The organism is Chryseobacterium sp. KBW03, assembly GCF_003852415.1.
In the GTDB taxonomy this organism is placed as follows: domain Bacteria; phylum Bacteroidota; class Bacteroidia; order Flavobacteriales; family Weeksellaceae; genus Chryseobacterium; species Chryseobacterium viscerum.
The window spans coordinates 437,224-462,481 of the sequence record NZ_QAJO01000003.1 but is presented as its reverse complement, the minus strand read 5'-3'; the positions used below and the strand labels follow the sequence as shown (position 1 = coordinate 462,481).

General features: G+C 36.4%; 31 protein-coding genes. 10 read left to right on the top strand and 21 right to left on the bottom strand.

The genetic code is table 11. The annotated features are described in order from the left end of the window. Positions 1 to 21: 21 nt before the first annotated feature. A complete protein-coding gene (gene pdeM / locus DBR39_RS06020; RefSeq protein WP_124531372.1) occupies positions 22 to 666 on the top strand; it encodes a ligase-associated DNA damage response endonuclease PdeM in 645 nt (214 codons plus the stop codon). A 4-nt stretch (positions 667 to 670) separates the two neighbouring features. Here the strand turns inward: pdeM and DBR39_RS06015 are convergent, their stop codons facing one another. Then, positions 671 to 1,519 (bottom strand): GLPGLI family protein, encoded by an 849-nt coding sequence (locus tag DBR39_RS06015; protein ID WP_124531370.1) that lies wholly within the window; start codon positions 1,517 to 1,519, stop codon positions 671 to 673. A gap of 467 nt (positions 1,520 to 1,986) precedes the next feature. Next, positions 1,987 to 3,204, bottom strand: a complete 1,218-nt coding sequence (locus DBR39_RS06010; protein WP_124531368.1) for an MFS transporter — start codon at positions 3,202 to 3,204, stop codon at positions 1,987 to 1,989. 149 nt (positions 3,205 to 3,353) lie between these two features. Between DBR39_RS06010 and DBR39_RS06005 the strand changes: the two genes are divergently transcribed. The 4 genes from DBR39_RS06005 (at position 3,354) to DBR39_RS05990 (ending at position 5,131) form a co-directional block, all read left to right on the top strand. Then, positions 3,354 to 3,944 carry a TetR/AcrR family transcriptional regulator gene (locus DBR39_RS06005; RefSeq protein WP_124531366.1) on the top strand — a complete coding sequence of 197 codons (591 nt, stop codon included), beginning with the start codon at positions 3,354 to 3,356 and terminating at the stop codon, positions 3,942 to 3,944. Between the two features lie 70 nt (positions 3,945 to 4,014). Further along, the gene (locus tag DBR39_RS06000; protein ID WP_124531364.1) at positions 4,015 to 4,473 is read left to right on the top strand and encodes a hypothetical protein; all 459 of its coding nucleotides are present in this window, start codon (positions 4,015 to 4,017) and stop codon (positions 4,471 to 4,473) included. A gap of 2 nt (positions 4,474 to 4,475) precedes the next feature. Then, positions 4,476 to 4,778 carry a DUF3817 domain-containing protein gene (locus DBR39_RS05995; protein ID WP_124531362.1) on the top strand — a complete coding sequence of 101 codons (303 nt, stop codon included), beginning with the start codon at positions 4,476 to 4,478 and terminating at the stop codon, positions 4,776 to 4,778. Further along, on the top strand, positions 4,775 to 5,131 hold the full coding sequence (locus DBR39_RS05990; RefSeq protein WP_124531360.1) for a rhodanese-like domain-containing protein: 357 nt from the start codon (positions 4,775 to 4,777) through the stop codon (positions 5,129 to 5,131). Before DBR39_RS05995 ends, DBR39_RS05990 begins: the two co-directional genes overlap by 4 nt. 42 nt (positions 5,132 to 5,173) lie before the next feature. Here the strand turns inward: DBR39_RS05990 and DBR39_RS05985 are convergent, their stop codons facing one another. After that, positions 5,174 to 6,127: a nitrilase family protein gene (locus DBR39_RS05985; protein ID WP_124531358.1), complete on the bottom strand. Its 954-nt coding sequence runs from the start codon at positions 6,125 to 6,127 to the stop codon at positions 5,174 to 5,176. 66 nt (positions 6,128 to 6,193) lie between these two features. Then, positions 6,194 to 6,991, bottom strand: a complete 798-nt coding sequence (locus DBR39_RS05980; protein WP_124531356.1) for a helix-turn-helix domain-containing protein — start codon at positions 6,989 to 6,991, stop codon at positions 6,194 to 6,196. Between the two features lie 347 nt (positions 6,992 to 7,338). On the opposite strand from DBR39_RS05980, the gene DBR39_RS05975 reads away from it, so the two are divergent. Next, positions 7,339 to 7,845: a pyridoxamine 5'-phosphate oxidase family protein gene (locus DBR39_RS05975; protein ID WP_124531354.1), complete on the top strand. Its 507-nt coding sequence runs from the start codon at positions 7,339 to 7,341 to the stop codon at positions 7,843 to 7,845. A 237-nt stretch (positions 7,846 to 8,082) separates the two neighbouring features. On the opposite strand, the gene DBR39_RS05970 is transcribed toward DBR39_RS05975, so the two are convergent. From DBR39_RS05970 to DBR39_RS05960, 3 genes are all read right to left on the bottom strand, one after another. Continuing rightward, positions 8,083 to 8,316 (bottom strand): thioredoxin family protein, encoded by a 234-nt coding sequence (locus tag DBR39_RS05970; protein WP_124531352.1) that lies wholly within the window; start codon positions 8,314 to 8,316, stop codon positions 8,083 to 8,085. Between the two features lie 9 nt (positions 8,317 to 8,325). Continuing rightward, the gene (locus DBR39_RS05965; RefSeq protein ID WP_124531350.1) at positions 8,326 to 9,210 is read right to left on the bottom strand and encodes a dihydrodipicolinate synthase family protein; all 885 of its coding nucleotides are present in this window, start codon (positions 9,208 to 9,210) and stop codon (positions 8,326 to 8,328) included. A 167-nt stretch (positions 9,211 to 9,377) separates the two neighbouring features. Next, positions 9,378 to 9,833 carry a cupin domain-containing protein gene (locus DBR39_RS05960; RefSeq protein WP_124531348.1) on the bottom strand — a complete coding sequence of 152 codons (456 nt, stop codon included), beginning with the start codon at positions 9,831 to 9,833 and terminating at the stop codon, positions 9,378 to 9,380. Positions 9,834 to 9,934: 101 nt separating this feature from the next. On the opposite strand from DBR39_RS05960, the gene DBR39_RS05955 reads away from it, so the two are divergent. Beyond that, positions 9,935 to 11,365 (top strand): PLP-dependent aminotransferase family protein, encoded by a 1,431-nt coding sequence (locus tag DBR39_RS05955; protein ID WP_124531345.1) that lies wholly within the window; start codon positions 9,935 to 9,937, stop codon positions 11,363 to 11,365. A 131-nt stretch (positions 11,366 to 11,496) separates the two neighbouring features. On the opposite strand, the gene DBR39_RS05950 is transcribed toward DBR39_RS05955, so the two are convergent. Continuing rightward, positions 11,497 to 12,633, bottom strand: a complete 1,137-nt coding sequence (locus DBR39_RS05950) for an Atu1372/SO_1960 family protein (RefSeq protein WP_124531343.1) — start codon at positions 12,631 to 12,633, stop codon at positions 11,497 to 11,499. A 104-nt stretch (positions 12,634 to 12,737) separates the two neighbouring features. Between DBR39_RS05950 and DBR39_RS05945 the strand changes: the two genes are divergently transcribed. Then, complete coding sequence (locus tag DBR39_RS05945; protein WP_228447775.1) at positions 12,738 to 13,526, top strand: AraC family transcriptional regulator; 789 nt, start codon at positions 12,738 to 12,740, stop codon at positions 13,524 to 13,526. 38 nt (positions 13,527 to 13,564) lie between these two features. Here DBR39_RS05945 and DBR39_RS05940 read toward each other — a convergent pair whose 3' ends face one another. From DBR39_RS05940 to DBR39_RS05910, 7 genes are all read right to left on the bottom strand, one after another. Next, positions 13,565 to 14,065: a CinA family protein gene (locus tag DBR39_RS05940; protein WP_124531339.1), complete on the bottom strand. Its 501-nt coding sequence runs from the start codon at positions 14,063 to 14,065 to the stop codon at positions 13,565 to 13,567. A gap of 165 nt (positions 14,066 to 14,230) precedes the next feature. Further along, complete coding sequence (locus DBR39_RS05935; RefSeq protein ID WP_124531338.1) at positions 14,231 to 14,611, bottom strand: hypothetical protein; 381 nt, start codon at positions 14,609 to 14,611, stop codon at positions 14,231 to 14,233. A 15-nt stretch (positions 14,612 to 14,626) separates the two neighbouring features. After that, positions 14,627 to 14,929, bottom strand: coding sequence for a hypothetical protein (locus DBR39_RS05930; protein WP_124531336.1), 303 nt, complete (start codon positions 14,927 to 14,929; stop codon positions 14,627 to 14,629). A gap of 63 nt (positions 14,930 to 14,992) precedes the next feature. Further along, positions 14,993 to 15,211, bottom strand: a complete 219-nt coding sequence (locus DBR39_RS05925; protein ID WP_124531334.1) for a hypothetical protein — start codon at positions 15,209 to 15,211, stop codon at positions 14,993 to 14,995. A 189-nt stretch (positions 15,212 to 15,400) separates the two neighbouring features. Further along, positions 15,401 to 16,015: a Crp/Fnr family transcriptional regulator gene (locus DBR39_RS05920; protein WP_228447774.1), complete on the bottom strand. Its 615-nt coding sequence runs from the start codon at positions 16,013 to 16,015 to the stop codon at positions 15,401 to 15,403. 41 nt (positions 16,016 to 16,056) lie between these two features. Next, positions 16,057 to 16,653: a Crp/Fnr family transcriptional regulator gene (locus DBR39_RS05915; RefSeq protein ID WP_124531332.1), complete on the bottom strand. Its 597-nt coding sequence runs from the start codon at positions 16,651 to 16,653 to the stop codon at positions 16,057 to 16,059. A gap of 420 nt (positions 16,654 to 17,073) precedes the next feature. Then, on the bottom strand, positions 17,074 to 17,958 hold the full coding sequence (locus DBR39_RS05910) for a DMT family transporter (protein WP_124531330.1): 885 nt from the start codon (positions 17,956 to 17,958) through the stop codon (positions 17,074 to 17,076). A gap of 96 nt (positions 17,959 to 18,054) precedes the next feature. Between DBR39_RS05910 and DBR39_RS05905 the strand changes: the two genes are divergently transcribed. After that, positions 18,055 to 19,476 carry a PLP-dependent aminotransferase family protein gene (locus DBR39_RS05905; RefSeq protein ID WP_124531328.1) on the top strand — a complete coding sequence of 474 codons (1,422 nt, stop codon included), beginning with the start codon at positions 18,055 to 18,057 and terminating at the stop codon, positions 19,474 to 19,476. Between the two features lie 136 nt (positions 19,477 to 19,612). Here the strand turns inward: DBR39_RS05905 and DBR39_RS05900 are convergent, their stop codons facing one another. The 5 genes from DBR39_RS05900 to DBR39_RS05880 all read right to left on the bottom strand — a co-directional run bounded on the left by DBR39_RS05900 (position 19,613) and on the right by DBR39_RS05880 (position 22,926). After that, positions 19,613 to 20,209 carry a Crp/Fnr family transcriptional regulator gene (locus DBR39_RS05900; RefSeq protein WP_089691886.1) on the bottom strand — a complete coding sequence of 199 codons (597 nt, stop codon included), beginning with the start codon at positions 20,207 to 20,209 and terminating at the stop codon, positions 19,613 to 19,615. After that, the gene (ytxJ, locus tag DBR39_RS05895) at positions 20,206 to 20,586 is read right to left on the bottom strand and encodes a bacillithiol system redox-active protein YtxJ (protein WP_124531326.1); all 381 of its coding nucleotides are present in this window, start codon (positions 20,584 to 20,586) and stop codon (positions 20,206 to 20,208) included. Before ytxJ ends, DBR39_RS05900 begins: the two co-directional genes overlap by 4 nt. Next, positions 20,583 to 21,044, bottom strand: coding sequence for a DUF1569 domain-containing protein (locus tag DBR39_RS05890; protein ID WP_228447773.1), 462 nt, complete (start codon positions 21,042 to 21,044; stop codon positions 20,583 to 20,585). Before DBR39_RS05890 ends, ytxJ begins: the two co-directional genes overlap by 4 nt. Further along, positions 21,038 to 21,574, bottom strand: a complete 537-nt coding sequence (locus DBR39_RS05885; protein WP_124531324.1) for a YfiT family bacillithiol transferase — start codon at positions 21,572 to 21,574, stop codon at positions 21,038 to 21,040. Before DBR39_RS05885 ends, DBR39_RS05890 begins: the two co-directional genes overlap by 7 nt. A 209-nt stretch (positions 21,575 to 21,783) precedes the next feature. Next, entirely contained in the window at positions 21,784 to 22,926 is a 1,143-nt protein-coding gene (locus DBR39_RS05880; RefSeq protein WP_124531322.1) for a DEAD/DEAH box helicase, read from the bottom strand. Between the two features lie 213 nt (positions 22,927 to 23,139). Here DBR39_RS05880 and pncA point away from each other — a divergent pair, with 213 nt between their 5' ends. Continuing rightward, the gene (pncA, locus tag DBR39_RS05875) at positions 23,140 to 23,745 is read left to right on the top strand and encodes a bifunctional nicotinamidase/pyrazinamidase (protein WP_124531320.1); all 606 of its coding nucleotides are present in this window, start codon (positions 23,140 to 23,142) and stop codon (positions 23,743 to 23,745) included. 238 nt (positions 23,746 to 23,983) lie between these two features. Here the strand turns inward: pncA and DBR39_RS05870 are convergent, their stop codons facing one another. Continuing rightward, positions 23,984 to 25,165, bottom strand: coding sequence for a pseudouridine synthase (locus DBR39_RS05870; protein ID WP_124531318.1), 1,182 nt, complete (start codon positions 25,163 to 25,165; stop codon positions 23,984 to 23,986). Positions 25,166 to 25,258 lie beyond the last annotated feature (93 nt).

Here is a 25,258-nt window from a genome sequence, read left to right as displayed (position 1 = left end):
TCAAATTTTCAATTATAAAGCGTGTTTATAGCAACCAAAAGCATTTCCATCCAAAACGAAACTTTCATTCTGACCAATCAGCGTGCGGCATTCTGGGAAAGAGAAAAAGCATTGATTCTTTCTGATCTTCACATCGGGAAAACGGCTCATTTCCGTAAAAATGGTATCGCATTAGCGAATCATATTATGAAAAGCGACCTGGAAAGATTATCAGCACTGATTGAATATTTTCAGCCTGAAAAATTCATTGTGGTTGGAGATCTGCTGCATGCGGGAGACAATTCTGATGTGGACGAATTCTGTACATGGAAAAGCCAATATCCCCATATACAGTTTTATCTTATTGAAGGAAATCATGACCGGATTTCAAAAGCTCTGGAGAAAAAACTATGTTTTAATCACAAAACTGAGTGTCTTGAAATAGAAGGCATTACCTTTATTCACGATTTTGATTCCGAAAGATCCGGATTCCAGATTACCGGGCATATTCATCCGGGAATTGTCCTGAACTCTGCTGTTAAAAACATAAGACTTCCCTGTTTTGCTCTCAGCGATAATCAGTTATTGCTCCCAGCCTTCAGTGAATTCACAGGATTGGATACTAAAAACCTGCCTAAGAAAAGTACGTTTTTTGTCTTTACCGATGCGGATATTTATGAAATCTAATAGCCTAAGGTATTAATTCGAGTGGATTTTGATATTTGCTGTTTTCCTCCCTTGCTTTTTCTCTCTTTTTTAGCATTTCCTGTCCTTTTACGATAGTGGTTCCATAGCTTGCAAGTACGGCAGCTGTATTAGCTTCATTATTTCTTTGTGCTTGTTTCAATTTAGACTGTGTTGTTTCCACAGCCCCAGTATATCTGCTTTTCTTAATATTGATTAATCTTCCTTTTAATTGAGAATCAGATACAGATTTTACCAGCTCAAAATCATAATCTCCTTTGTCATCCGTTATTTTTACGATCAAACCGGGTAATCCACTGAATTTCATTGGACCATACGGAAACGGAATTTCAGGAGCATACCATGCTATCCAGTTTCTTCCTTTAAAGGTAACTTCTGCTTTTTTGCAATTAATAGTACTGATTACTTTAGTTTCATTGACAAGCTTCCAGTTCTTTATGACCGGCTCTTTATAGGTGAGTAATGCCATGAAAACTGAATCAAAATATTGTATATTTTCATTGGATTGTACAATGGTAAAGTTAAAATCTGTTTTTGGAATTACTACTCCTTCCTTGTAGCTAAGAGTTATGCTTCCGTTTGGATTATTTGTCGTTATTCTTGAATTCTCCATTACCGAATCTCCTTTCAGGGATATGCTACTTGTAAAAAATGCACGATTATCCCCTATTTGTAATGAAAATAGCTCTTCATGTCTATTATCAATTCGTGTGTCGAATTTAGCTTTTAGCTGATACGTAAACTCACCACGCAAAGTATCTTGTTTGGATTGAGCATAAGATAAAACACTATATAATAAAATGAATAATTGAAGTAGTTTTCGGGAGTAATGCATAAAGGATATTTTTATTATAAAATTGTTTCTACTTATCTGTTTCAGTTCTGGATCAATATTTAAATTTTCTATCATTGTATAATTTTGATCACCAGGAGATAAATATATACAATTAACTCAGACGTAAAGAGCATTTTTTATTATGTTAAACACTTTTAAATCAAACAAAATAAGCTATACCTGTTTAAATAATGAAAAGAATTCTTAAAGAATAACCATATGATTTTTATATATGCAGATCACCTGTCATAAGCAGAAAAACTTTAATTGCGAACTTTTCACAAAAAAATAAAGGCAGATCAAAACCTGCCTTTATAAAACCATATACTTCATCATCACCGTATTGGTTCCTCTTCATTTATATACCTCTAACATTCTGGTTTTTTCTTTAACTATGAAACACATCCATGTCAAGGTTTTAAACCTTGACATGGATTGATAAGTCAGGTAAAACTATTAATGAAATCTTATTTTTTGTTTCCTAAACGGATACTATACATGGTAATCAATACTGTAACCACCAGGAATAAAGCTCCAATCCATGGTGTACTCACCAGTCCCAAAGAGGAAGTTACAATCATTCCTCCGGCATAAGATCCTATCGCAATACCAATATTGAATGCTGCAATATTGATCCCTGAAGCAACATCCTCAGTACCGGGAAGTTCTTTTTCTGCAATCTGTACCACCAATAGCTGAAGTCCCGGAACCGAAGCAAATGATAAGGCTCCTAAAAAGAAAAGGGTAACGATACTTAAAACCGGACTGCTTACCGTAAAATAAAATGCTAATAAAACCAATCCCTGTGCTGCAAACATCCATAGAAGAGCTTTCAAAGGATTTTTATTGGCCACCTTTCCACCAATCAGGTTTCCCAGTGCAATGGCAATTCCATAGATCAACAGGATAAACGTAACAGTAGATTCCTGAAATCCCGTGATTTTCTGTAAGATAGGTGACAGATAAGTAAAAACTACAAATGTTCCTCCGTATCCCGTTGCAGTCATCAAAAAGGCAAAAATAAGACGTTTATTTCCCAGAACTTTAAACTGGCTTTTTAAAGAAGCGGACTTCCCGTTTTTCAGGTTATTGGAAACCAGTAATAAGCTGGCTGCCAATCCGATGATCCCAAGAATTGAAACGCCTATGAAGGTTGCTCTCCATCCGAAATGCTGCCCGATAAAAGTCCCCAGCGGAACTCCTGTTACAATGGCCAGCGTAAGTCCTGCAAACATAATAGAAATAGCGGTTGCCCTTTTTTCTTCAGGAACCAGTGATGCTGCAATGGTAGAACCAATGGAAAAATAGACCCCATGAGCAAAGCCTGTTAATATTCTTGCTAAAACAAGTGTTATAAAGCCCGGAGCAATAGATGCCAATCCATTCCCGATAACAAACAGCAGCATAATGGAAACCAAAAGCATTTTACGCGGAATCTTCCCTGTTAAAGCCGTTAAAATCGGAGCTCCGATAGCCACTCCTATGGCATAAAGACTCACCAGCAATCCTGCTGAAGGAATCGTGATTCCAAGATCAGAAGCTACCGTTGGAAGTAGCCCTACAATCACAAATTCTGTAGTTCCTATCGCGAAGGCACTTATTGTGAGTGCCCATAAAGCTGCAGGAAGACTCTTTTTTACAGTCTGTGATGCAGTATTGGTCTGTATTTCTTTTTGAAAATTCATTGTCTTGTATTTTGTTGATATTGACAAGGCAAATTTCCGACGAATTATTGTATTATAAAAATTATTTAAATTGTACTAATGTATCAGAATAATGATAGTTTTATTTTTTATTTAAATTTTGTTCCTTTGTATTATAAACAGCAGTTTTTATGAAGAAATCCGAAGCAACCCGTCTTACTATTCTCCAGAAAGCCTTTGAATTAATCTATGAGAAAGGCTTTCAGACAACGAGTATTGACGAGATTATTGCAAAAACTCAGGTAACAAAGGGTGCTTTTTATTATCATTTCAAAACTAAGGATGAAATGGGTCTTGCCATTATCACAGAACTTTTGAAATCTACCTTCAGAAAAACTTTTATTGATACTTTGCAAAACGGTCCAAATCCTCTGGAAAATATCTATCAGGTCTTCTATAATCTTCTCATGGAAAATGATTTTCTAAAGGTTGAATATGGCTGCCCTACTTCTAATTTTGTACAACAGATGGCTCCATGGCATACTGCTTTTACAGAAGCTCTGCACAAACTTTCAAAAGAATGGGAAAATGCTTTCACAGAGTGTATTGAAAAAGGGAAAGAAGCCGGATTGATCAAAAAAGAAGTAAGCGCAAGAGAAGTGAGCGTTTTTGTAATTTCAGGATATTGGGGCGTAAGAAATATGGGTAAGCTTGAAAATTCAAAAGAAGTTTATCTTGTTTATTTAAAAGGACTTAAGTCTTATTTCAATACTCTTCAATAATTTTTTTGATTAAAAACATACTAATTAGTATGTTTTTGTTATACCTTTGCTTCATTCGAAAAAACAACCGATGTATCAGACTCTTACTTTTTTGCACTCCCTGACCCGCTGGCTGGTTTTATTAAGCTTACTCTATGCAATTTTCCGTTCTTTTAAAGGATATTTTTCAGGCAGAAAATTTACCAAAACGGATGATTCAGTACGGCATTGGACCGCTACTATAGCGCATATTCAATTGATCATAGGAATGATATTTTATTTTAAAAGTCCGGTTATCCAATACTTCTGGAAGAATCTGAACGAAGCCAAAGAATCTTTTGAACATCTGTTTTTCGGATTAATCCATATTTCACTGATGATAACGGCTATCATCATCATCACGATCGGCTCTGCTTTAGCCAAACGAAAAGATTCAGATAAAGAAAAATTTAAAACGATGGGAATCTGGTTCTCCATTGCACTGATCATTATTTTCATTGCGATTCCGTGGCCTTTTTCTCCTTTTGCAAACAGACCTTATTTCAGATAATTATGATGGATTTATTCAAAACAAAGATCGGCCGGCTGAGGATTCTGGCTATTTTAGAAGGCATTTCACTGTTAAGCCTAATATGCATTGCTGTTCCTATGAAGTATGGGATGGGAAACCCTCTATTTGTAAGAGTATTGGGTCCCGTTCATGGAACATTATTTCTTCTTTTCCTGTTCAATACGCTGAGTGTGGGTGTAGAGCAAAACTGGAAGTTCAAAGAAGTGACATGGAAAGTGATCTTAGCCTGTTTTATTCCGTTCGGAACATTTTATATTGATAAAAAAATACTAAGCAAACTATGAAGAGTTTTCTCATATTCTGCGGTATAGCGCTTATCTTGTATGTGACCTATAAAGTTTACCGTTTCCAAACCCTAGATAACGGATTACCAGAACTGATGAAAAAAGGAGCCGTTATTCTTGATGTAAGAACCGAAAAAGAATATGAAACGGGGCATATAGAAGGTTCCGTCAATATTTCATTGGGAACCATCAGAGAGCGATACAGCGAACTTGATCCTGGAAAAACATACATCACCGTATGTTCTCACGGGTTAAGAAGTGTAAAAGCTGAAAATATTTTAAAAGAAAGGGGCTTCAAGCACATCTACAATGGCGGTGCCTGGAGCGATCTGCAGAAAACCATTAATCAGTAAATGAATCTCTCCTATAGATTATACTACAGGAGAGATTGTATTTTAAACTGTTTTATCGTCAAGCCAGACCACTTTCTGCTCAGACGAATGTTCCTGCCCTATTATATCTCCATACAATTCCGGCCTGCGGGCTTTAATATACCTATACCCTCCTGCCTGGGTAAGCTTTTCAGGAGTAATCACGGCAGATTCGAAACTGTCGTCGAAGGAACGGCATTCTGCAATGACATCACCGAAAGGATCAATAATCATGGAACATCCGTTTTTCAATTGGTCATCATCCATACCAATCGGGTTTGAGAAAACAATATAAGCTCCGTTATCATAAGCTCTTGATGGCAGCCACTTCATCAGCCAGTCTCTTCCCTTCATCCCGTTAAATTCCAACCGTAAAGAGGTAGGATCTGCTTCTCTGTTTTCCCAAAGCTGAGGATCTACAAAACCGGCACCCGGCCTTGTGGAAGGCGTACACATGGTAACATGAGGCATGAAAATAATTTCAGCTCCAAGAAGCCTGGTAGCCCTCACATTTTCAATAATGTTGTTATCATAGCAGATGAGAATACCACATTTCCAGCCCAAAATATCAAACACGCAATACTCATTACCGGGGGTAAGATGGGGATTGATAAAAGGATGCAGTTTTCTATATTTTGCCTTCAACCCTGTTTTATCAACGCATACGTAGGCTTTGAAGAGGTTATTATGTTCATCTTTTTCAAACAGCCCGGCCAATATGACGATATCATAGCGAGCAGCAATCTCCTGTAGCTTTTGAATGCTTTCTCCTTCCGGAATACGCTCTGCAACATCAAGCAGCTGTTCTTTAGAAAGTTTTCGGGCAAAAGTATAGCCTGTAACAGAACATTCGTGGAAAACAATTACATCAGACCCTTCAGAAGCAGCTTTACCTGCCAGTTTTTCTATAACAGAGAGGTTATAAGCTTTGTCTCCACTTTTATTTTCAAATTGTGCGGTTGAAATTTTAATATTCATTGATTTTTTTTGACAAAACTAGATCAGATCGTCATCAAAAAATTGTATAAAACCGACATGAATAGTTTATAGCTCGATGAAATTAACAGCCATTTTATTTTCTGTCTTCAGGTATTGTTTGGGGGTAAGTCCGATATTATTTTTAAATTCCCTGATAAGGTGCGACTGGTCAGAATAGCCCGCTTCATAAGAAAACATCGCCATATTTTTATGATCAAAACCTTTATTAATAAGACTTAAAAAGTAATGAAGGCGTATAATATTTCCATATTTTTTAGGGGTTACTCCCATATGATATTCAAACTTTCTTTCCAGGTGGCGTTCTGAGTATCCTGTAAATTTTTCCAAGTCCTTGGATGATACGACACCTTTATGCTGAAGAATATATTTTTGAGTAGCCATAATAACCTGATGATCAATACTTATTCTTTCTGATAAAAATTCGGTAAAAAAAATATTCAGATGATTAATAATACCTGAAGGATCAGCTTTATTAAAAAGGTTTTCCTGAAAGACTTCCAATCTGTTTTTTAATACATCTTCCACAGAAACAATCTGATTTTGGATCTCTTTTGCAGATATTTTTAAAAGGATATTCAGAAAATAGGGTTGAAATACAACAGCAATCAAGGAAAATCTGCCTTTTGAAGAAAAATCTTTATATCCGTTTAATGCTCCGTAAAAAAAAGAAAGCGGCATACGTTCTTCCGAAATCCCGGAATACAGATTCATATTTCCGGATAGAATAAGTCCGGAACTTCCATCAGTAAAGAGTCTTAAACTCCTCATATTCTCTCCGGAATTTTCCAAAAAGATATAATGCCTTATAAAAGGAGCCAGATGTTTAGGAGGTGAAATCTGCATTCATCAAATTTACGTAAAACTTATTTCTAGAAAAGAACAATATCTAAATTTAAGACATGCAAAAACATATATTTAAATTCTCTCGCAGATTTTGCAAATTAAACAGATCTATACACAATTATCTGCGCAATCTGTGTGATCTGCAAGAGATAAAATTCTTGCATTTTATATAACATAGAAAACATCCTACATCTTTGCGATTTCCAAAAAACTAAAAAAAATCCATTTCAGGTACCACACTTTATTCCCTTTTGGTCGGGTATTTGAATGTTTTAATGAATAATATTCATCAAATTCTGTTGAATAAATTCATTTAAGCATCAACCAATCACTTAAAATAGTATATTATGTCAACACAAAATCTTACCCATCTCGAAGCGATCAAAAAGATCAAGGAATTGTCAGAAAAAGCCCGAATATGTATGTTCTGTACAGAATTGGAAACTGTTCCTGTGAATTCAAGGCCCATGACACTGCAGGAAACGGATGACAGCGGAAATCTTTGGTTTATCAGCAGTGGAAACAGCAACAAGAATTTTGAAATAAAAGAAGACCGACAAGTACAGTTGTTTTTCATGAATAACAGCGATTCCCAGTATCTTTCAGTGTACGGAAAAGCTTCTGTTTATAAAGACAAAGCTACCATAGAAGAAAAATGGTCTCCTCTTGCCAAGGCCTGGTTTGACGGAAAAGATGATCCTAATGTTACCATTATTCGTGTAGAGCCCAAGGAAACTTATTATTGGGACACTAAAGCAGGAAAACTGGTGAGCCTGTTTAGTTTTGTTGCATCAGCAATAACCGGACATAAAACCAATAACTCTGACGGCATAGAAGGAAATGCTATAATTTAGAAGGCTCAAAATAAACAATAAATTCTCTCGCAGATTTTGCAAATTAAGCAGATCTATACACAATTATCAGCGTTATCTGTATAATCTGCGAGAGATAAAAATAGTCAGCATTTAATTTTATCAAAGATAAAATCCTTGCGCCTTACAACACAAAGTAGATATTATATTTGCGTCTTAGCGCTTTCCAACAATAAAAAACGGCTCAAGAAATTGAGCCGTTTTTACAAGATTAAAATACTATTTTTTCACATCTTCCATAGATGCTCCAAAATTAATATGAAGAACATTTCCGGTAGGAGTTACTAAAGCTGGCACAGATTGTACACCCGCTTTCTCAGCGTCTTCAATTTTATTCCTATCGTTTCCCAAATGGATGATTTCAACATTTTCAGGACCTACAAGATTGATAATATCGTGTTCTGCACTGATGCACACAGGACATCCGGCATGATAAAAAATGGATTTTTTCATAAGACTGTATTAATTAACAAGGGTTTTAATAATATTTTTTAACTCTTCAGTTTCTTTTTCATGAAGAGGTTTTAAGGGACTTCTCAGATTTCCGCCATCTTCACCCAGAATAGTAAGACCTGCCTTTACAGCTCTCGGCAATCCTTTATTGACAATGAATTTTAAGAGGTCAAACTGCTGGTAGAAAATAGCTTTTGCTTTTTCAAGGTTTCCTTCCTCCACTGCATTATAGAGGTTGATATTGAGTTCAGGAATAAGATTCGGGGCTGCTGTACACCACCCTCTCGCTCCGGCAGAAAACGCCGCCAACGCCAGAGGATTTGAACCGTTATAAAATGCTACTTCTTCTCCCAATTCTCTTCTCAGAGAATGCATTCTCTGTATATCTCCGGTACTTTCCTTGATCATGGTTACATTAGGAATCTCAAGAAGCCTTTTCAACAGAGCGGGCGACATATCTACTCCACTTGTGGCAGGATTGTTATATGCCATAATCGGAATGGAAATTTTACGGGCTACCGCATCATAATGCGTTACAATCTCATCATCAGTAAGCTTCCAGTAGCTCATCGGAATAATCATAACCGCATCTGCGCCTGCTTTCTCTGCAAACTGAGCATGATGGATTGTTTTCTCCGTTGTAAGATTGGAAACCCCTACAAGAGTCGGAATCCTTCCTTTTACCTGCTGTAAAGTAGCTTCTGTCACTTCTTCTTTTTCTTCATCAGATAAGTAAGGCATTACTCCTGTACTTCCCAATGGAGCAATCCCATGACTTCCGGAAGTGATCAGCCTTTCTACAAGATGTTTGAAAAGGGTAATATTTACTTTTTCATTTTCATCAAAAGGTGTTATGGGATAGGCAATAATCCCTTTGAATGGCACATTTTTCATGTTTTGTGAGTTTAAAAATTTTAAATAATTTTCAGCAAAAGATTTAAACCATTAAGAGAGATTAAATTGTTAAGACTGTTAAGTAATGGTTTCACATTGAAAAAAAATCATATCCATTATCAATAAAAATCAGTAAAACGATCCCTTAATGGTTTACATCTCAAATATTAAAGGTCTCTGCCTTCCTCTTCTCTCAAAGCAACCCCTAAATTCTGCAGTTGAGGAGCATTTTCGCAGGCAATATATTTGGCAGATTCCGTATCACTTAGGTTCTGGTGCTTATGCCATGCCCATGAAGGAATATATACGGCATCTCCGGCTTCCCAATGTACCTTTTCACCTTCTACTTCTGTCCATCCTTTTCCTTCAATGACAAACAATACGGTTTCATAAGTATGACGGTGCTTATTGGTCTGCTGCCCAGGAAGTAGTCCACCGATTGTCATGCTGACATTTTTACTCGGAAGATCTACAAAGAAAACCGGGTGCTTCCTTTCCGTTGAAAACTGATTGTGCTCTCCTGTATTCTCTACATTTTTATGAATTAAATGGCTTGGCTTTACATACTTTGGTCTTGCAAAAGTTTCGTGGAAATCTTTAGAACTGAATTCTTTCTTGTCCATGATTTTAAAATTATTATGGTTTTGTGCTTTATTGCATGACAAAATTATCCTATATTTGGACTATTGAAATGATTCAGTTTTTATATAAATAGATAGTCCAGATGTTACGACCTTGGAAATTAGAATTAGAAATTGATAAAAAGCTTGATAAAGCAGTTTATCTACAGATTGCAGATACTATTATCAGCGACATCCGTTCAGGCAGGTTAAAAGCCGGGGATGCCCTTCCCGGAAGCAGGAATCTTGCGCAGACGTTAAAAATCAACAGGAATACGGTTGTGGAAGCCTATCAGGTGCTTATCAATGAAGAATGGGTAATTTCTAAAGAAAGAAAAGGTATTTTCGTGTCAGAAAAGCTGCCTGTTTTACATGAGAGAAATGCTGATCATATCAATAATGCCGGACAGCAGCAGGTCTTATCTACTGGGTTTTTAATCAATTTTGACGATGGTCATCCAGACAGTAAAATTGCACCCGTAACGGAGCTGGCAAGAGCTTACAGACAGATTTTCAGCATCAAAGCAAAGTGGCAGATGATGGGCTATGGAGATGAACATGGTGATATTGAATTTCGAAAAATGATCTCTCAGATGCTCAACCACCAGCGTGGAATGCACATTCATGAAAATGAAATTTCAATTACGCGCGGCAGCCAGATGGGAATGTTTCTGACCGCTCAAAGTCTTTTAAGTTCAGGAGACCAAATTATTGTGGAAGATCCCGGATATCAGCCTGCATGGCGTGCCTTTGAATATGCTGGTGCAACTCTCTTACCCGTTCCTGTAGATCAGGAAGGAATCAGTATTGAAGCCATTGAAAAACTGGTGAAACAGCATCAGAATATAAAAGCGATCTACATTACTCCTCACAGGCAATACCCTACTACGGTTACCCTGAGCCTCTCAAGAAGATTAAGACTGATCGAATTATCAAATCAATACAATATCACGATCATTGAAGATGATTATGATAACGAGTTTCATTTTGGATATCGTCCTATCCTGCCGATTTCAAGCTTTCCTGAACTTCACAATTATGTGTATATCGGGACACTGAGTAAGGTGGTAGCTCCTGCTTTGAGGATCGGCTATCTGGCGACTAAAAATCAGGAATTACTGAGAAAAATAGGGGATCTGAGAAAAATTATTGATGTACACGGAGACGTTATTATGGAACAGGCTGTACTTCAGTTAATCAGAGAAGGTGCTGTGAAAAAGCATATCAAAAAAGCAACGGTACATTATAAAAGCAAGCGAGACTTTGTTTTTGAATTGTTGAAAAAACAGATGAGAGACATTGCAGATTTTACACTGCCTGAAGGAGGTCTCGCCTTTTGGATTGTTCCCAGAGCACAATTGGATTGGGATATTGTAACAGATTTACTGCTGGAAAAAAATATTAAGATCATTCATCCGAAACAATACAGTCAAAATCAGGTCAATGGTTTCAGACTGAGCTATGGAGCACTTTCTGAGGAGCAGCTGGAGCAAAGCATTCCTATTATTTCAGAGGTTTTTTCTAAATTTTCTTAATTATTTTTGAACCACAGATGTACACAGATTTTTATGCTTTCATCAGCATTTCATTGTATCCTTTATACACTTATAATCTCTATACATCTGTGGTTAATATTTGAAATTCTACTGCAGATTTTAATTGAAGTCTACTCTACTTCAAAAATCGCCTGAATCTCCACTGAAGAGCCTACAGGAATGGAGGAAGCTCCCAAAGTGGCTCTGGCATGCTTTCCTTTCTCTCCGAAGACTTCAACGGCCAGATCAGAAGCAACGTTCATCAGGTCTGCATGTTTGGTATAATCATCTTTGGTATTGAAAATCCCGGTAAGCTGAACACATTGTTTTACTCTGCTTAAATCTCCGCCTACAGCTTCATTCAATACAGAAATAACATTCAGCATAGTCACTTTTGTAGCATCTTTTACTTGTTGTTCATTAACTTCCACTCCTAATTTACCTGGATTGAAAATCTTTCCGTCTTTCAAAGCAACCTGATTAATAAATACCAGATTTCCGGAACGGACAAACGGCTGATAATTTCCTGCCGGTTTAGGAACCTGTGGAAGGATAATATTTTTCTGTTTCAATATTTCACTGAAATTCTGATGCTTTTCCACCATAGCTGTCGTTTTTTTAGGTCGTGTGTCTTTTAATGCCAACGTTACTTTTGCAAAGTTTTTTCCTTGCAGCTCTGCTATATTTCGTTCCCCTTTGGTAGGTCGGTCAACATCTTTTAAAGAAGCCATACTCGTCACTCCTAAAACAGTATTTCCCTGCGGAATTGCTTTATTCAGCTCTTCAGTTCCTCGAATTCCGTTAGAAACCAATACCATTCCGTGCACCGCAAGACTGTTCCAGAATGCCTGAAGTGCCAGCTCTTTTCCTGCTCCGCTTCCTGCCGACATGAATACTGTTGCCGGAACGCCTTCTAATCCATGATTGGTCCAAATTTGAACCGTTTTGGATAAAAATTCACTCATTCCTGTGCTGATGTTTCCGAAATAAACAGGTGAGCCAAAAGCAATTCCATCATAATTTGTCAATTCATCTACCGTGGCCACAGGCAGATTTTTCAGATTGGGATTTTGTGATGCTTTGACCAGTTTGATATAGGGAACTGCATTGTTTTCGCTTTCAATTCCCTTGGCAATTTCCTTGGCCAGTTCGTAAGTTCCGCCATTATCTGAATGGATAAGAACCAATATTTTAGCTTTATTTTGTGCCATGATGTTGGTGATATTAGATAATAAAATTAAAATAAAAAAAAGACATAGTTTTTTCATTCTGAATAAGATATAGGTTTTATTTGTATTGATATAATTGATAGTACAAAAATACTACTGGCGTTTTTATTAAATTTGCCAAAATATACATACAAAACGACAACATGAAATGTGGACTGATTGAAAAAACGGAAAGCCAATTTGTAGATTCCATCGAAAAAGAAGCTTACGTGTGGTGTGAAAAAGATTGGAAACATGATGATTATGAGCATAAACACAACCGTGCCCAGCTAACTTTTGTGGAAGAAGGATACCAGTATTTTCATATCGACAGGAAAATCTATCTTGTCCCACAGCATCATGTCATCTGGATTCCTTCAGAAAAAGCCCACAAAATCACTTCTGAAGCCCAGACGGTGAATTTGATGGTATTCCTTTTCAAATCTGTCTTTGAAGATGAATTTTATAAGAATGTTCAGGTATTTGCCGTTCCGCCGGTTTTAAAGGAAATGCTGTTGTATGCTTCAAAATGGAACCAATCATTGGATGAAAATGAAGAACAGGATATCTTTTTTAAAGCTATTTTAAAAAGTCTTCCCAATTTCTGCAGAGAAAGCAGCGGACTGGAAATTCCTGTTCCTACGGATGTAAGACTGATTCCTGTGTGTAATGATATCAATTCCAATTTCAGATACAATCTGGATATTGATTCCTTAGCTGAAAAAGCACAAATGTCTGTAAGAAGTCTCCAAAGAATTTTTAAAAATGAAACGGGAATTACTTTACAAAAATACCTGCAGCTGACAAGAATTTTAAAAAGCATTGAACTGATTGACACGAAGCAATATACTTTGAGTGAAGTTGCTTATAAAGTAGGATATCAAAGTCTCTCTGCATTTACGTCATCTTACTTCGCGATCATGCAGACCAAGCCAAAACTCAACAAAAATTAAATCTTAAATACAGTCAGCATACAACTGAAAGTGTGTATTTATTTTAAAATTAAAAGCCCGTTAAGCTCACTCTTAAAGCATCCCAGAATAAATTCCGTGTAATACAGCTGAGCGTTTAAGGCCTGGGTTTTGGGGTGCAGTTCCAGTTTTTTATTCAGAATAATCTCCCCTTTATAAGAGAAGGAGAAATAAGCAAAAATTTTATGTCCTGAATCCCGGATCGGTGTACAATATCCGGTTGTCGCAATAGACCAGTCAGATTCAAAAAGCTTTGCAACGTTTAATGCCATTGTTTGGGCAATATTTTCTGATACACAATCACATTCTTCGGCTTCCGGTCTGCTGACCTTTAATAATTTTACTTTTTCCTCTAAAGAATAGGTTGTTATTCCTCCTTTGTAAAATAAAGAGGCATTAGGCATCTGTGAAAAAGCCAACTGCAAGCACCCTGAAGTAACACTTTCAGCGATAGAAATAGTTTCATCAGTAGTTAACAGAGACTGGCTTATATAATCAAGAAGGTTTTTTTGAAATTCCATAATAAAATATTTTGAATGATGGGATAAAACATTAAATAAGAGGATCAAAAAGCCACTGAATGGTTAAAAACAGCAGCTTTTATGATTAAAATATTTAAATGATGTGAAGGTGTTCGTATTGTTATTAAATCTTTGTCAAAGGCAATTAAATAAAAAGTCCGAGGACTAGTTGGTTTTATTATTCTCCAGAATGTCAAGAAATCTGCTGATATATTCTTCTTCTTTTAAAACCTTATAGTAAGCTGTTTTGGCGTACAAAGTAAAAGATGGAGATTCAAATCTTATTTCAGCATCCAAATCATGGGTTTCTATTGTATTCTTGGTGTGAAATTCACGGATATGAAGGATATATTCTTCCATATAAGTGTCTATTACTCCTTTCAGAATCTCACATTTTGCATTATTTTTAATCTTTTCCAAAGACTTGATCAGAAAAGCAGTCACTCCGTAAGAATTGATGATAGGCGGAAATAAAGATTCATTCTCTATCTCATTATTTTTATCATTCAGCCCGGAATGTTGTAAAGTGTCGTTCTCAAATATCATATTCAAAAAATGGTATTAGTTATTAGAAGCTTCTAAATACTGCTCAAAATAATGGAGATCACTTTTATCTTTAATAGACAGATGAAACATGATCTGTTCCGGTTCTTTTAATCCAATACTGTTGAAGCAGTCAAAATGAGCAATCAATGCCTGTATATTTTCAATATCAATATCTTTCAGGATAATGAATAGAAGAAAAATATTTTCGCTGATCTCTTTAGCATAGACTGCTGCTCCATCTTCAAAGCAATTTCCTTTATGAACTACTTTTATGAATTCTTTGTGCCTTAAGGTATTTATTATTTTATGAGAGTCCATATATTTTGATTTCAGGGGTTAAAGCAAGACCTATAAAATAATTATAAAGCTTACTGTATTCATTTAATCTTCCTTATCCTCATCAAAATTGATGGATGCTTCAGTCGTCTCCCCAGGTTGCCAATTCGGACTCTCAGCCTTATGAATATCTTTAAGAGCACTTATAAAAAATGGGTAAAGCAAAGCGTTTTTCATCTCATCCTCCTTTACAGCAGCATGATCTCGTTCCGTTTTTACAGCTGTGGAGGCAGTGGTATTGGATTCTGTGGTTTTATCAGCCATAATATGAATTTATATTATTGATTATTACAGCCCATACATGGCATTTGACAGCAATTTTAAAAATGGACAAAGGGTGAACAACTTTATATTTCTCTTATTTAAGATCTTAAAAATTGTGTTGAAAATTATTATTTCAAATGTAGGTTATAATAATTCACTTTTTTATGATTTGAGTCATGAAAACCGATATTAATATAAAATCTTTCGGTCTTTTAAAGTGATATTACCCTCTTTTTCCATCTTCTTTAAAGTTCTGATGACCGTTTCTACCCGGAGACCTACAAGATTTGCAATCTGCTGTCTGGTAAATGCAATATGAAAACACTGATGGCAGTCTTCATCATGATAGCTCTTAAGATAATCTAATAAGGCTCTCAATCTTTGCACTGGATTTTGAGATGCCATACTCTGCATCATTTTTAGTTTATAAAAAACTTCCTGAGAAAGACAGGCATTCATTTCCAGAGAAAGATCGTGATTCTGGCTGAGCATTTCAAAGAAATTATTTTTGGGGAGTCTTATAATTCTGGCTCCCTCAAGACATACCGCATTGATCGGATAGTCCTGATTGAGGAAAAGCATCGCTTCTCCAAAACTCTGTTTTTTACCTAGAATATTATGAATAAACTCTTTCCCATCCTCATTATAATTATTAAGCTTTACTTTCCCCTCACCGATCTGAAAATAATAAAGTGCGTGATCTCCTTCTTTAAAAACCATATCCCGTTTTTTCAAATCCCTATCTTCTGCACCAAAGGAATACAGCAGATTTTCATCAATGTTCATGCAGCTTATTGTTTTCATAGTTTTATAAAGATTTAAATAAAATAATATCTTAAATAGGGTTAATATAAAATTTTGCGGTTTTCAATTCTCAAGATTTTATCTCTTTCCATATGTTTGATCGTTCTTATGGCAGTTTCTACGCAAAGCCCTGTAAGACTTGCCATCTGCTGTCGTGTCAGGGGAACCAAAAAAGAGTAAGGAGATACATCCTTTTGAAAACTTTTAAGATAGTCCATCAATCCTTTCAGTCTTATAGATGGATTTTGTGAGGAAAGGTTCTGCATCATGATAAACTTATAATACAGACGTTCTGAAAGGTAACTGCTCACTTCCATGCATAATTCCGGAGATTCACTCAGTAAATTAAAAAAAACAGACTTATGGAGCCTTAAAACCCTGCATTCCGTAATGGCTTCAGCATTCATAGGATAAGGCTTTTTTATAAAAAGAATAGATTCTCCACAGCTTTCCCCATCGGATAAAATGTTTTGAATAAATTCTCTTCCTTCCTCATTGTAATTGTTCAGTTTCACTTCTCCTTTACTAATCTGGTAATAATAATTGGGAATATCTCCTTCACAGAAAATCATTTCTGAAGGGGTATAATGTCTCGTTTCTGCTCCCGCTGAAATCAAAATATTTTCGTCGATAACCATAATAATTGTTTTTTGGCGTTGTTTTCTTCTTATCCTCTTCTTAGTCTTAGTAAAAATATCATTGGGAACTGATTCTGGTATACATGCAAAAACCACACCTTAATCATTATCTATAAAGTTAAAAAAAGTTAAAATCATTGATATATTTGATTAATTTTTGACTTATTGACTATTTATTTACATTAAAACTTAAATTAATTTACATTTCTGATACCACATTTTCAGAGGTAACAGTTTTAATTATTTGTAATAAAATAAGACAATAAACCCCGTTTTCACTCAGTGAAACGGGGTTTTAAAAGGAATAACAGAAAAAATTGTTATTTTTTTTGTATTTTATGTAGAGGTCCGGATGACATCAATACTTTTTTGAAAGTCCCAAATCCTTATGCCTAGGGATAAATTGGGTATTGCATCTAATTATTTCGCAAATTTTTTGGTTCCGGCAACACACAAGATCACTCCTACTGTAACTCCCAGCATTCCCATACTTACAGGCTCATGTAAAAAATAAGCTGCTAAAGCAAGACCAAAGAATGGCTGAAGCAGCTGCAGCTGTCCCACTGAAGTAATCCCTCCCTGCGCCAGGCCTTTATACCAGAATATAAAACCAATAAACATGCTGAATAATGAGATATATCCCAATCCGAACCAGCCTTTAAAGCTTACTGCTTCCAGGTTTGTAGGAAAATAAATAAAAAATAACGGCAGCATGATAGGTAAAGATAAAACCAGAGCCCATGAAATGACCTGCCATCCGCCTAAAGTCTTTGACAGCTTCGCTCCTTCAGCGTAGCCAAGACCACATAAAATAACAGCCAGCAGCATCAGAATATCGCCGATCGGAGAAGCCGAAATTCCCTGAGAAAAAGCATAACCAATCACCAAAACGCTACCAATTATGGAAAAGAGCCAAAATATAGGATGCGGTCTTTCTCCTCCACGGAACACGCCAAAAATAGCGGTCGCTAAAGGCAGCATTCCCAAAAATACAATAGAATGAGCAGAAGTCAGATATTGTAATGCCAAAGAAGAAAGTAACGGAAACCCTATCACACAGCCAATCGCTACAAGGACTAAGGAAAAGATCTGATTCTTTGCAGGACGCTTCTCTTTATAAATCAGTAAAACAGAAAGAGCCAGTATTCCTGCAATCACTGCCCGTGCAATGGTCACAAATATAGGATCCATCTCCATGACAGCTAATTTTGTAGCAGGCATGGAACCGCTAAAAAGCAATACCCCTATGAAACCATTTATCCAGCCGCTTACTGCCTGGTCTTTTGAAATTGTATTTGTCATCATTTTAAGAAAGGTTTTAATTGATGGTTCAAAATTAGAAAGGATAATTTGATAAACACAGTCTCAGTTTTGTATATTTGCATGAACACAGTTGAACGTATGAGTAAAGAATTTTTATATACAGAAATTGCAGACGGAATTGCAGGACAGATCAGAAATGGCATTTTAAAAGCAGGAGATAAGCTTCCTTCGGTAAGAATGCTATGCCAGGAACATCAGGTAAGTATGAATACAGCCAAGCGTGTTTTTCTGGAGCTGGAATCTCAGTCTTTGGTAGAATCAAAACCACAGTCTGGTTATTTTGTAAGCCAGTTGCTCTCTGCAAAACTTCCTTTACCGGAAGTGAGCCGTCCGTCATTGATAGCCAATAATGATGAACCGGATGAGCTGATCAGTAAAGTATATGAAAATATGGGTAAAAAAGACCTTACTTTTTTCTCAATTGGTATTCCGTCGGGAGATCTGCTGCCTCAGGCAAAGCTGAAAAAAGAAATTGTAAATGCCATCCGGGAATTAAAAGAAGGAGGCACCGAATACGAAGAACTTCAGGGAAATCTAAAGCTCAGGAGAATGATCGCCATACGTTCTTTACAATGGGGCGGAAATTTGAGTGAAAATGATCTGATCACAACCAATGGCGGGATGAATGCTTTATCTTTCTGCTTAATGGCGCTGGGAAAGCCTGGTGATACGATTGCAATTGAAAGTCCTTGTTATCCCGGAATTCTACAGCTGGCCAACGGATTGGGCTTAAAAGTCCTGGAACTTCCTACTCATCCCACTACCGGAATAGAAATTGAGGCTTTGAAGAAGGTAATTCCCAAAATAAATATGTGTCTGCTTATTCCCAATTTCAACTCTCCTTTGGGAAGCTGTATGCCGGATGAAAACAAAAAGGAAATTGTAAGAATACTTTCTGAAAACAACATTCCATTGATTGAAGATGATGTCTATGGAGATCTTTATTTCGGATCTACACGTCCAAAATGCTGTAAATCTTTCGATAAAGACGGAAGTGTACTGTATTGCAGTTCTATTTCAAAAACACTGGCACCGGGATATCGTGTGGGATGGATTGCTCCGGGAAGATATAAAGATAAAATCATGAAACTTAAACTCCTGCACTCCACTTCATCTATTTCAATTGTGAATGAAGCAGTGGCCAACTTTCTGAAATCCGGAAAATATGAAAAACACCTCCAGCAGCTTCGCAGAACATTACAGTTCAATTACCAGAACTATGTTCAGACCATTGCAGAATCGTTCCCGGAAGGTACCAAAACCAGCCGTCCGCAGGGAGGATTATCATTATGGGTAGAGTTTGACAAGAAGATACGCACAACGGAGTTATACGATCTGGCCATCAAACAAAATATAAGTATAGCTCCCGGAAGAATGTTTACCTTTCAGGAGCAGTTTGAAAACTGTATGAGGCTTTGTATAGGGCTTCCCTGGACGGAAAATACACAGACAAAACTCAGACAGGTCGGAAATCTTGCAAAAAAAATTTATTTGAAATAAGGAAGATAGAGGCTGGAAGACGGAAGTTATTGTGTCTTAAATTATATCAATTCTTATTGATAATGTCTTAATAGCTCCCTAAGTTCTTTTGTGTTCACTAGAACTTCAAGCACCCTCTTCCCTCTTCCGGCCTTTTCTATTTGTTATCCGGAACGAAATTTTTTCTCGCCAGTTCTTTTCTTACACGGCTCAGACTTTCAGGAGTAATCCCAAGGTAAGAAGCGATCATCCATTGCGGAACTCTCAAGAGCAAATCCGGATACATTTTGATGAACTTCATATACCTTTCTTCCGCAGTCTCTCCCAGTAATGAATTGATTCTGTTCTGAAGGCTTCTGATATGCTTCTGAAGGAGAAAATCACTTCTTTCAATACTGTTGGGGAACTGCTCTACCAATTTGTTGAAGAAATCAGGATGCAGAAACAGCACTTCCGAATCTTCCACCGCTTCTATATAATAAATGGATTTTTCATTGAAATAAAGACTGCTTCGGTCAGAAATCAGCCAGCTTTCCGGAGCAAACTGTATAATATGTTCCTTTCCGTTTTTATCAATGGAATACATCTTTATCAGTCCTTTTTCTACAAAGAATATATGACGGCATATCTCACCGTACTGAAGAAGAAACTGATTTTTAGGGATCTTCTTTACTTCATAATGCAGACTACAGGTATTAACGTTCTGAAGAGGAACATTTAAAACCTTGGCTAGATAATTATTTATATTCTTCATGATACAATCTGGCTTAAAGAAATATCCTGATGTGATGCATTATTGATAGGCTTCCCATTCTCTATAACGATCAGCTGCGGACTTTCATGCCGTACCCCAAGCTCTACCGCTATTTTACTTGAAATAGCCCTGTTGGCCAGCAAATCCAAATAATATAAACTAACCGGCTTATCTGAATGTTCAACTTCTCTTTCAAAGTTTTTCAGTACAGTCTTGCTGATGAAACAGCTTGTCGAATGTTTAAATATTGCTATTTTATTCTGAAAAGAATCTTCTATAGCTTTTTTCAGATCTTCTTCAGATTCTATCTTTTTCCAGAACGATTTCTGATCAGGGGTTTCGCTCTTTCCACCGAATATTTTATCAAAAAAACTCATACACTAAATTGTTTTAAATGATGATCAAGATGTTTGTATTCTAAAAATTCCCAGTCTTTTTCAGTCATATTTCCGAATAATCTGTGACGGTTGGGCAGGTTGCTTTTTGCACAAGCCTCCCGAAACTCCTCCAGCGTTTTCAGTAGATTGGTTTTTGATTCATCAAAATCACACTCAAAATTAACGATTAGTTTTTGAAAAGTAGGCATGTTTCTTGGAATTCCATTATTGAAAACATACATTTCTACTTTTGTAAAGACTCCTATTGTCTCAAACAGGACATTGATCCGGGGAAGGTCTACTTTTTTCAAAGCTACCTGAAGAACTAGGTCACAATGCTTTAGCATTTGGGACGCGTCCATTTTACCCCATTTTCCTTGGGATTTTTCAGATAACTTGGAAATTCTGTTTACAATCTCCTTATAACATATTGGATTATTAAGTTGCTTTCTTACCAACCTTTTTCGTTCTTCAGATTTTCAATATGAGCAAAATGGTGATTACAGTGCCAGACATATAAAGCAAGACTCTCTCTTAAATTATAATTTTTGTTGTGCTCAGGGTGATGAAATGTTCTTTCAAATTGTTTATTTGTAAGACTTTTAAGGAGTACAACCCATCTTTGATGAGTTCCTTTCAGCATTCTCATGGCCGGTTTTACAGGCATATGATAGCTGTCCTGAAGCTCTGCCCATTTAGCCTCATCATAAGGTTTTATGGTAGGATTATCTTCCGTAAGAGCCAGTTTAAAACGGATAAAACTGTTCATGTGACTGTCTGAAAGATGGTTCACAAGCTGCCTAACAGTCCATCCTCCTTCCCTGTAAGGAGTGTCCAGCTGATCGTCTGTAAAATGCTCAATGAGGTTTTTTAGTCTGCCGGGAAAATCTTTGATCACTTTGATGTAAGTATCCAACGTGGTGTCACAGATGTTCTCGGGAGCTTCAAACGGTCCTATCGGAAACTTTTTTTTCTCTAAATCACTCATTGCTCAAGGTTTTATTTTTTTTAATACTGCCGATTCGTCCGATTATAACTTTTTGGACGATTTGTAAATATCAGCGTGTGTAAATTTATCAAAAATTCAAGAATCTAAGGTGAAGAAAGTATTAATTGTACCTATAACAATTTACAGGGCAGAAAATAATAAAGGCTTCAATCTTTACAACTGAAGCCTTCTATATTTTAAATCAGATATTAATACCCGTGTAAATCAATACCTTCTGTTCTTTGCAGAGTAACTTTTTTACCCATTTTCTTTTGAATGACTCTGAAATGCTGCAGTTCATCATCAGTCAGAATGCTAATAGCCGTTCCTTTTTCATTGGCACGCCCTGTTCTACCAATACGGTGAATATAATCTAAAGGCGAACGCGGCAATTCGTAATTGATGACACATGGTAATGATTCGATGTGAATTCCACGCCCTATTAAGTCTGTAGCAACCAAAATCTGAGCTCCGTTTACTTTGAATTCTTCAAGGTTATTTCTACGGGCACCCTGAGATTTCTGACTGTGGATGGCTACGGCTTTAATTTTATTCTTTTTAAGCTTTTCTACCAAGTTATCTGCAGATCTTGTAGACGAAACAAAAATCAATGCTTTTTCAACTTTCTTTTCTTTAATCAGATAGCGTAAAAAAGGACCTTTATTTTCAGGAGAAACATGATAAGCCAGCTGCTCTATATTATCAATTTCAACTTCTTCTTTCTTAATTTCAATAATGACAGGATTAATGGACAAACGTTCTTTCATCTCAGCAACCTTATCATTTAAAGTTGCCGAAAACAAAGTGGTTTGTTTCACGACAGGCATCATTGCAAAAAGCTTATTCATTTCTTCGCCAAAACCTAGCTGAAACATTTTGTCTGCTTCATCAATTACCAGGTGCTGAATTCCTGAAATACTCAATGCATTATGATCAATGAGGTCCAATAAACGCCCGGGAGTTGCGATCAAAACCTCTACTCCGAACATTCCTTTCATCTGTGGATTAATAGAAACCCCTCCATAAACTGCCATCGTACGAATCTCCCTTTTAAGATTTTCTGTAAAGGCTCTGAAAACCTCATCAATCTGAATTGCCAATTCACGGGTAGGCACCAATATTAAGACCTGAACATTACGGTCTTTCTTAACTTCCGAATTCTGTAATTTTTCTAAAATCGGCATCACAAAACAAGCCGTTTTTCCGGAACCTGTCTGTGCAATACCCATCAGATCTTTCCCCTGCAAAATAACAGGCACCGCCTGCTCCTGTATTGGAAATGGCTTCAAATACCCCAATTTGTTGACAGAACGAATAATATTGTGTGATAATCCTAAAGACTCAAATGACATAAAATACTTATTTATGGCAAAGATAAGCTATTGATATTTGGTTTATGCTTTGAAAGCTGCTCCTCTATCAATAAAGTTCAATTATTTTAATTTCTAGTTCTCTTATCCTGTCTTTACTGAAAATTTATTTTGCCGATTTGTCCGATAATTCAGTTTTGGACAAATTTTTGAAGATTAGTTTTGTAAATTTATCAAAAATTCGAGAATCAAAATATGAAAAAAGCGTTAATAATAGTCGATGTACAGAATGATTTTTGTGAAGGCGGAGCACTTGCAGTCCCTGGATCCAACGAAATTATTCCATATATCAATCTTCTGATGGAGGAAAATGCATATGATCAGGTGGTTTTAACGCAGGACTGGCATCCTGTAGGTCACAAAAGCTTTGCAAGCAGTAATGGAAGAAAGGTAGGAGAAAGTATTATTTTAAATGGTGTTCCTCAGTTTATGTGGCCTGATCACTGTATTCAGGGAACTTTTGGAGCAGAATTCCACAAAGATCTGAACAGAGATAAGGTAACACATATTATACAGAAAGGTAAAAATATTGAAATTGACAGCTATAGCGGTTTCCAGGACAATAATCACTTTATGAAAACCGGTTTGGATGATTTCTTAAAATATCACGACATCCAATTGGTGGAAATTGTAGGATTGGCATTAGATTATTGCGTTAAATTCACCTCTTTAGATGCCGTAGCCAACGGATATGTTACCTGCCTTCATTTCAACGGGACACGTGCTGTAAACGTAAAACCAGATAATGCAAGAGATGCAATCTATGAAATGATCGAAAAAGGTGTGACAGTACTAGGATAATTATCAATGATGAAATTTTACAATATTGAGATTTCATCATTCATAGACATATAAAACAAAAGCGTAGATTTTTCTGCGCTTTTCTTGTTAAGGAACCTATAGATCCGAGCTAAAAAACAAAAGACGCTGAAATTAATCAACGTCTTATTATTTTTCAATTTAAAATTATTGTTTGAAAATAAAGAAATAAATCAGAATCCTGAATCTAAAATTCACAACTCATCATTTATCATTTTCATTACAACATTTTAAGGTTGTTTACTTCCAGCTCTGTAAGGATTCTCCAGTGTCCTCTCTTGATATTCTTCTTCGTTAATCCGGAAAACATTACTCTGTCTAAAGATTCTACTTCATATCCTAATCTTTGGAATATTCTTCTGACAACACGGTTCCATCCGATATGGATCTCAATTCCGATCTCATTTTTAGGTTTCCCTTCAATGTATGAAATCTGATCAACAACAGCAACTCCTTCATCAAGACGGATCCCTTCAGCAATAAGACGTAGATCTTCAGCCGTAAGCTTTTTATCCAGCGTTACATGATAAATCTTTTTAGCATCAAAAGATGGATGCGTAAGTTTTTTAGTCATGTGTCCGTCATTCGTTAACAAAATAACTCCTGTTGTAGAACGGTCCAGTCTTCCAACCGGGAAAAGTCTGTAAGGAGAAGCATTGGCTACAAGATCCATTACAGTTTTTCTTGCTTTATCGTCTTTCGTAGTAGAAATATAGCCTTTCGGCTTATTTAAAAGTACATATACAGGCTTTTCAGGAGTAATATTCTGTCCGTCGAAAACTACTCTGTCAGTTTTCTGTACCTGGTACCCCATTTCATTGACAACTTTTCCGTTTACTTCCACCAATCCCTGAGTAATCAGTTCATCAGCTTCTCTTCTGCTGCAGATCCCGGAATTAGCGATATACTTGTTAAGACGGATAGTGTCTTTATGAACGTCTTTTTCGATTTTATTCAATCTCCTTTTCTGTACAAAAGATCTTGTTTTGTCTTCATTTCTTTCATCTCCGCTAGAGGGTCTTCTTCCGTATTTCAGGCTGCCTCTTTCATACTTATCTCTGGTATCGAATTCTCTTCCGCCTCTTTTAGGTTTTCCAAAAGATTTTTTCTCATAGCCCTCACTTTTGTTCGTGATATAAGGTTTTCTTTCAGATTTTGAACCAGAATCGTCATTCGAGTTTTCTGCACTATCGGTATTTCTTTTGAAAGGTTTCTTTTCAAATCTTGAGTTGGATCCTTGATGTTCTGGGCCTTTTCTTCCTCCTTCTTTAGCAAAAGGTTTCTTGAAAGACTTTGATCCTGAAGAATTTCCAGATCTGGAAGCACGAGAATCATCAGAACTTTTCTTGGTTGAAATTCTTGGTCTCTTTGGTCTGTCTGAATTATTATTATCTCTGCTCATTCTAAAAATTTCTGCAAAGATAGTAATTTAGTTACGAGTTAAAAATTAAGAATCATAACTTTGCAATATAGTTTACATTTTAACTTTACATAA

Coding starts and splice junctions, on each gene's coding strand:
- DBR39_RS06015 (WP_124531370.1), bottom strand. CDS start 1,519: ATGCATTACTCCCGAAAACTACTTCAATTATTCATTTTATTATATAGT.
- DBR39_RS06010 (WP_124531368.1), bottom strand. CDS start 3,204: ATGAATTTTCAAAAAGAAATACAGACCAATACTGCATCACAGACTGTA.
- DBR39_RS06005 (WP_124531366.1), top strand. CDS start 3,354: ATGAAGAAATCCGAAGCAACCCGTCTTACTATTCTCCAGAAAGCCTTT.
- DBR39_RS06000 (WP_124531364.1), top strand. CDS start 4,015: ATGTATCAGACTCTTACTTTTTTGCACTCCCTGACCCGCTGGCTGGTT.
- DBR39_RS05995 (WP_124531362.1), top strand. CDS start 4,476: ATGATGGATTTATTCAAAACAAAGATCGGCCGGCTGAGGATTCTGGCT.
- DBR39_RS05990 (WP_124531360.1), top strand. CDS start 4,775: ATGAAGAGTTTTCTCATATTCTGCGGTATAGCGCTTATCTTGTATGTG.
- DBR39_RS05985 (WP_124531358.1), bottom strand. CDS start 6,127: ATGAATATTAAAATTTCAACCGCACAATTTGAAAATAAAAGTGGAGAC.
- DBR39_RS05980 (WP_124531356.1), bottom strand. CDS start 6,991: ATGCAGATTTCACCTCCTAAACATCTGGCTCCTTTTATAAGGCATTAT.
- DBR39_RS05975 (WP_124531354.1), top strand. CDS start 7,339: ATGTCAACACAAAATCTTACCCATCTCGAAGCGATCAAAAAGATCAAG.
- DBR39_RS05970 (WP_124531352.1), bottom strand. CDS start 8,316: ATGAAAAAATCCATTTTTTATCATGCCGGATGTCCTGTGTGCATCAGT.
- DBR39_RS05965 (WP_124531350.1), bottom strand. CDS start 9,210: ATGAAAAATGTGCCATTCAAAGGGATTATTGCCTATCCCATAACACCT.
- DBR39_RS05960 (WP_124531348.1), bottom strand. CDS start 9,833: ATGGACAAGAAAGAATTCAGTTCTAAAGATTTCCACGAAACTTTTGCA.
- DBR39_RS05955 (WP_124531345.1), top strand. CDS start 9,935: ATGTTACGACCTTGGAAATTAGAATTAGAAATTGATAAAAAGCTTGAT.
- DBR39_RS05950 (WP_124531343.1), bottom strand. CDS start 12,633: ATGAAAAAACTATGTCTTTTTTTTATTTTAATTTTATTATCTAATATC.
- DBR39_RS05945 (WP_228447775.1), top strand. CDS start 12,738: ATGAAATGTGGACTGATTGAAAAAACGGAAAGCCAATTTGTAGATTCC.
- DBR39_RS05940 (WP_124531339.1), bottom strand. CDS start 14,065: ATGGAATTTCAAAAAAACCTTCTTGATTATATAAGCCAGTCTCTGTTA.
- DBR39_RS05935 (WP_124531338.1), bottom strand. CDS start 14,611: ATGATATTTGAGAACGACACTTTACAACATTCCGGGCTGAATGATAAA.
- DBR39_RS05930 (WP_124531336.1), bottom strand. CDS start 14,929: ATGGACTCTCATAAAATAATAAATACCTTAAGGCACAAAGAATTCATA.
- DBR39_RS05925 (WP_124531334.1), bottom strand. CDS start 15,211: ATGGCTGATAAAACCACAGAATCCAATACCACTGCCTCCACAGCTGTA.
- DBR39_RS05920 (WP_228447774.1), bottom strand. CDS start 16,015: ATGAAAACAATAAGCTGCATGAACATTGATGAAAATCTGCTGTATTCC.
- DBR39_RS05915 (WP_124531332.1), bottom strand. CDS start 16,653: ATGGTTATCGACGAAAATATTTTGATTTCAGCGGGAGCAGAAACGAGA.
- DBR39_RS05910 (WP_124531330.1), bottom strand. CDS start 17,958: ATGATGACAAATACAATTTCAAAAGACCAGGCAGTAAGCGGCTGGATA.
- DBR39_RS05905 (WP_124531328.1), top strand. CDS start 18,055: ATGAGTAAAGAATTTTTATATACAGAAATTGCAGACGGAATTGCAGGA.
- DBR39_RS05900 (WP_089691886.1), bottom strand. CDS start 20,209: ATGAAGAATATAAATAATTATCTAGCCAAGGTTTTAAATGTTCCTCTT.
- ytxJ (WP_124531326.1), bottom strand. CDS start 20,586: ATGAGTTTTTTTGATAAAATATTCGGTGGAAAGAGCGAAACCCCTGAT.
- DBR39_RS05885 (WP_124531324.1), bottom strand. CDS start 21,574: ATGAGTGATTTAGAGAAAAAAAAGTTTCCGATAGGACCGTTTGAAGCT.
- DBR39_RS05880 (WP_124531322.1), bottom strand. CDS start 22,926: ATGTCATTTGAGTCTTTAGGATTATCACACAATATTATTCGTTCTGTC.
- pncA (WP_124531320.1), top strand. CDS start 23,140: ATGAAAAAAGCGTTAATAATAGTCGATGTACAGAATGATTTTTGTGAA.
- DBR39_RS05870 (WP_124531318.1), bottom strand. CDS start 25,165: ATGAGCAGAGATAATAATAATTCAGACAGACCAAAGAGACCAAGAATT.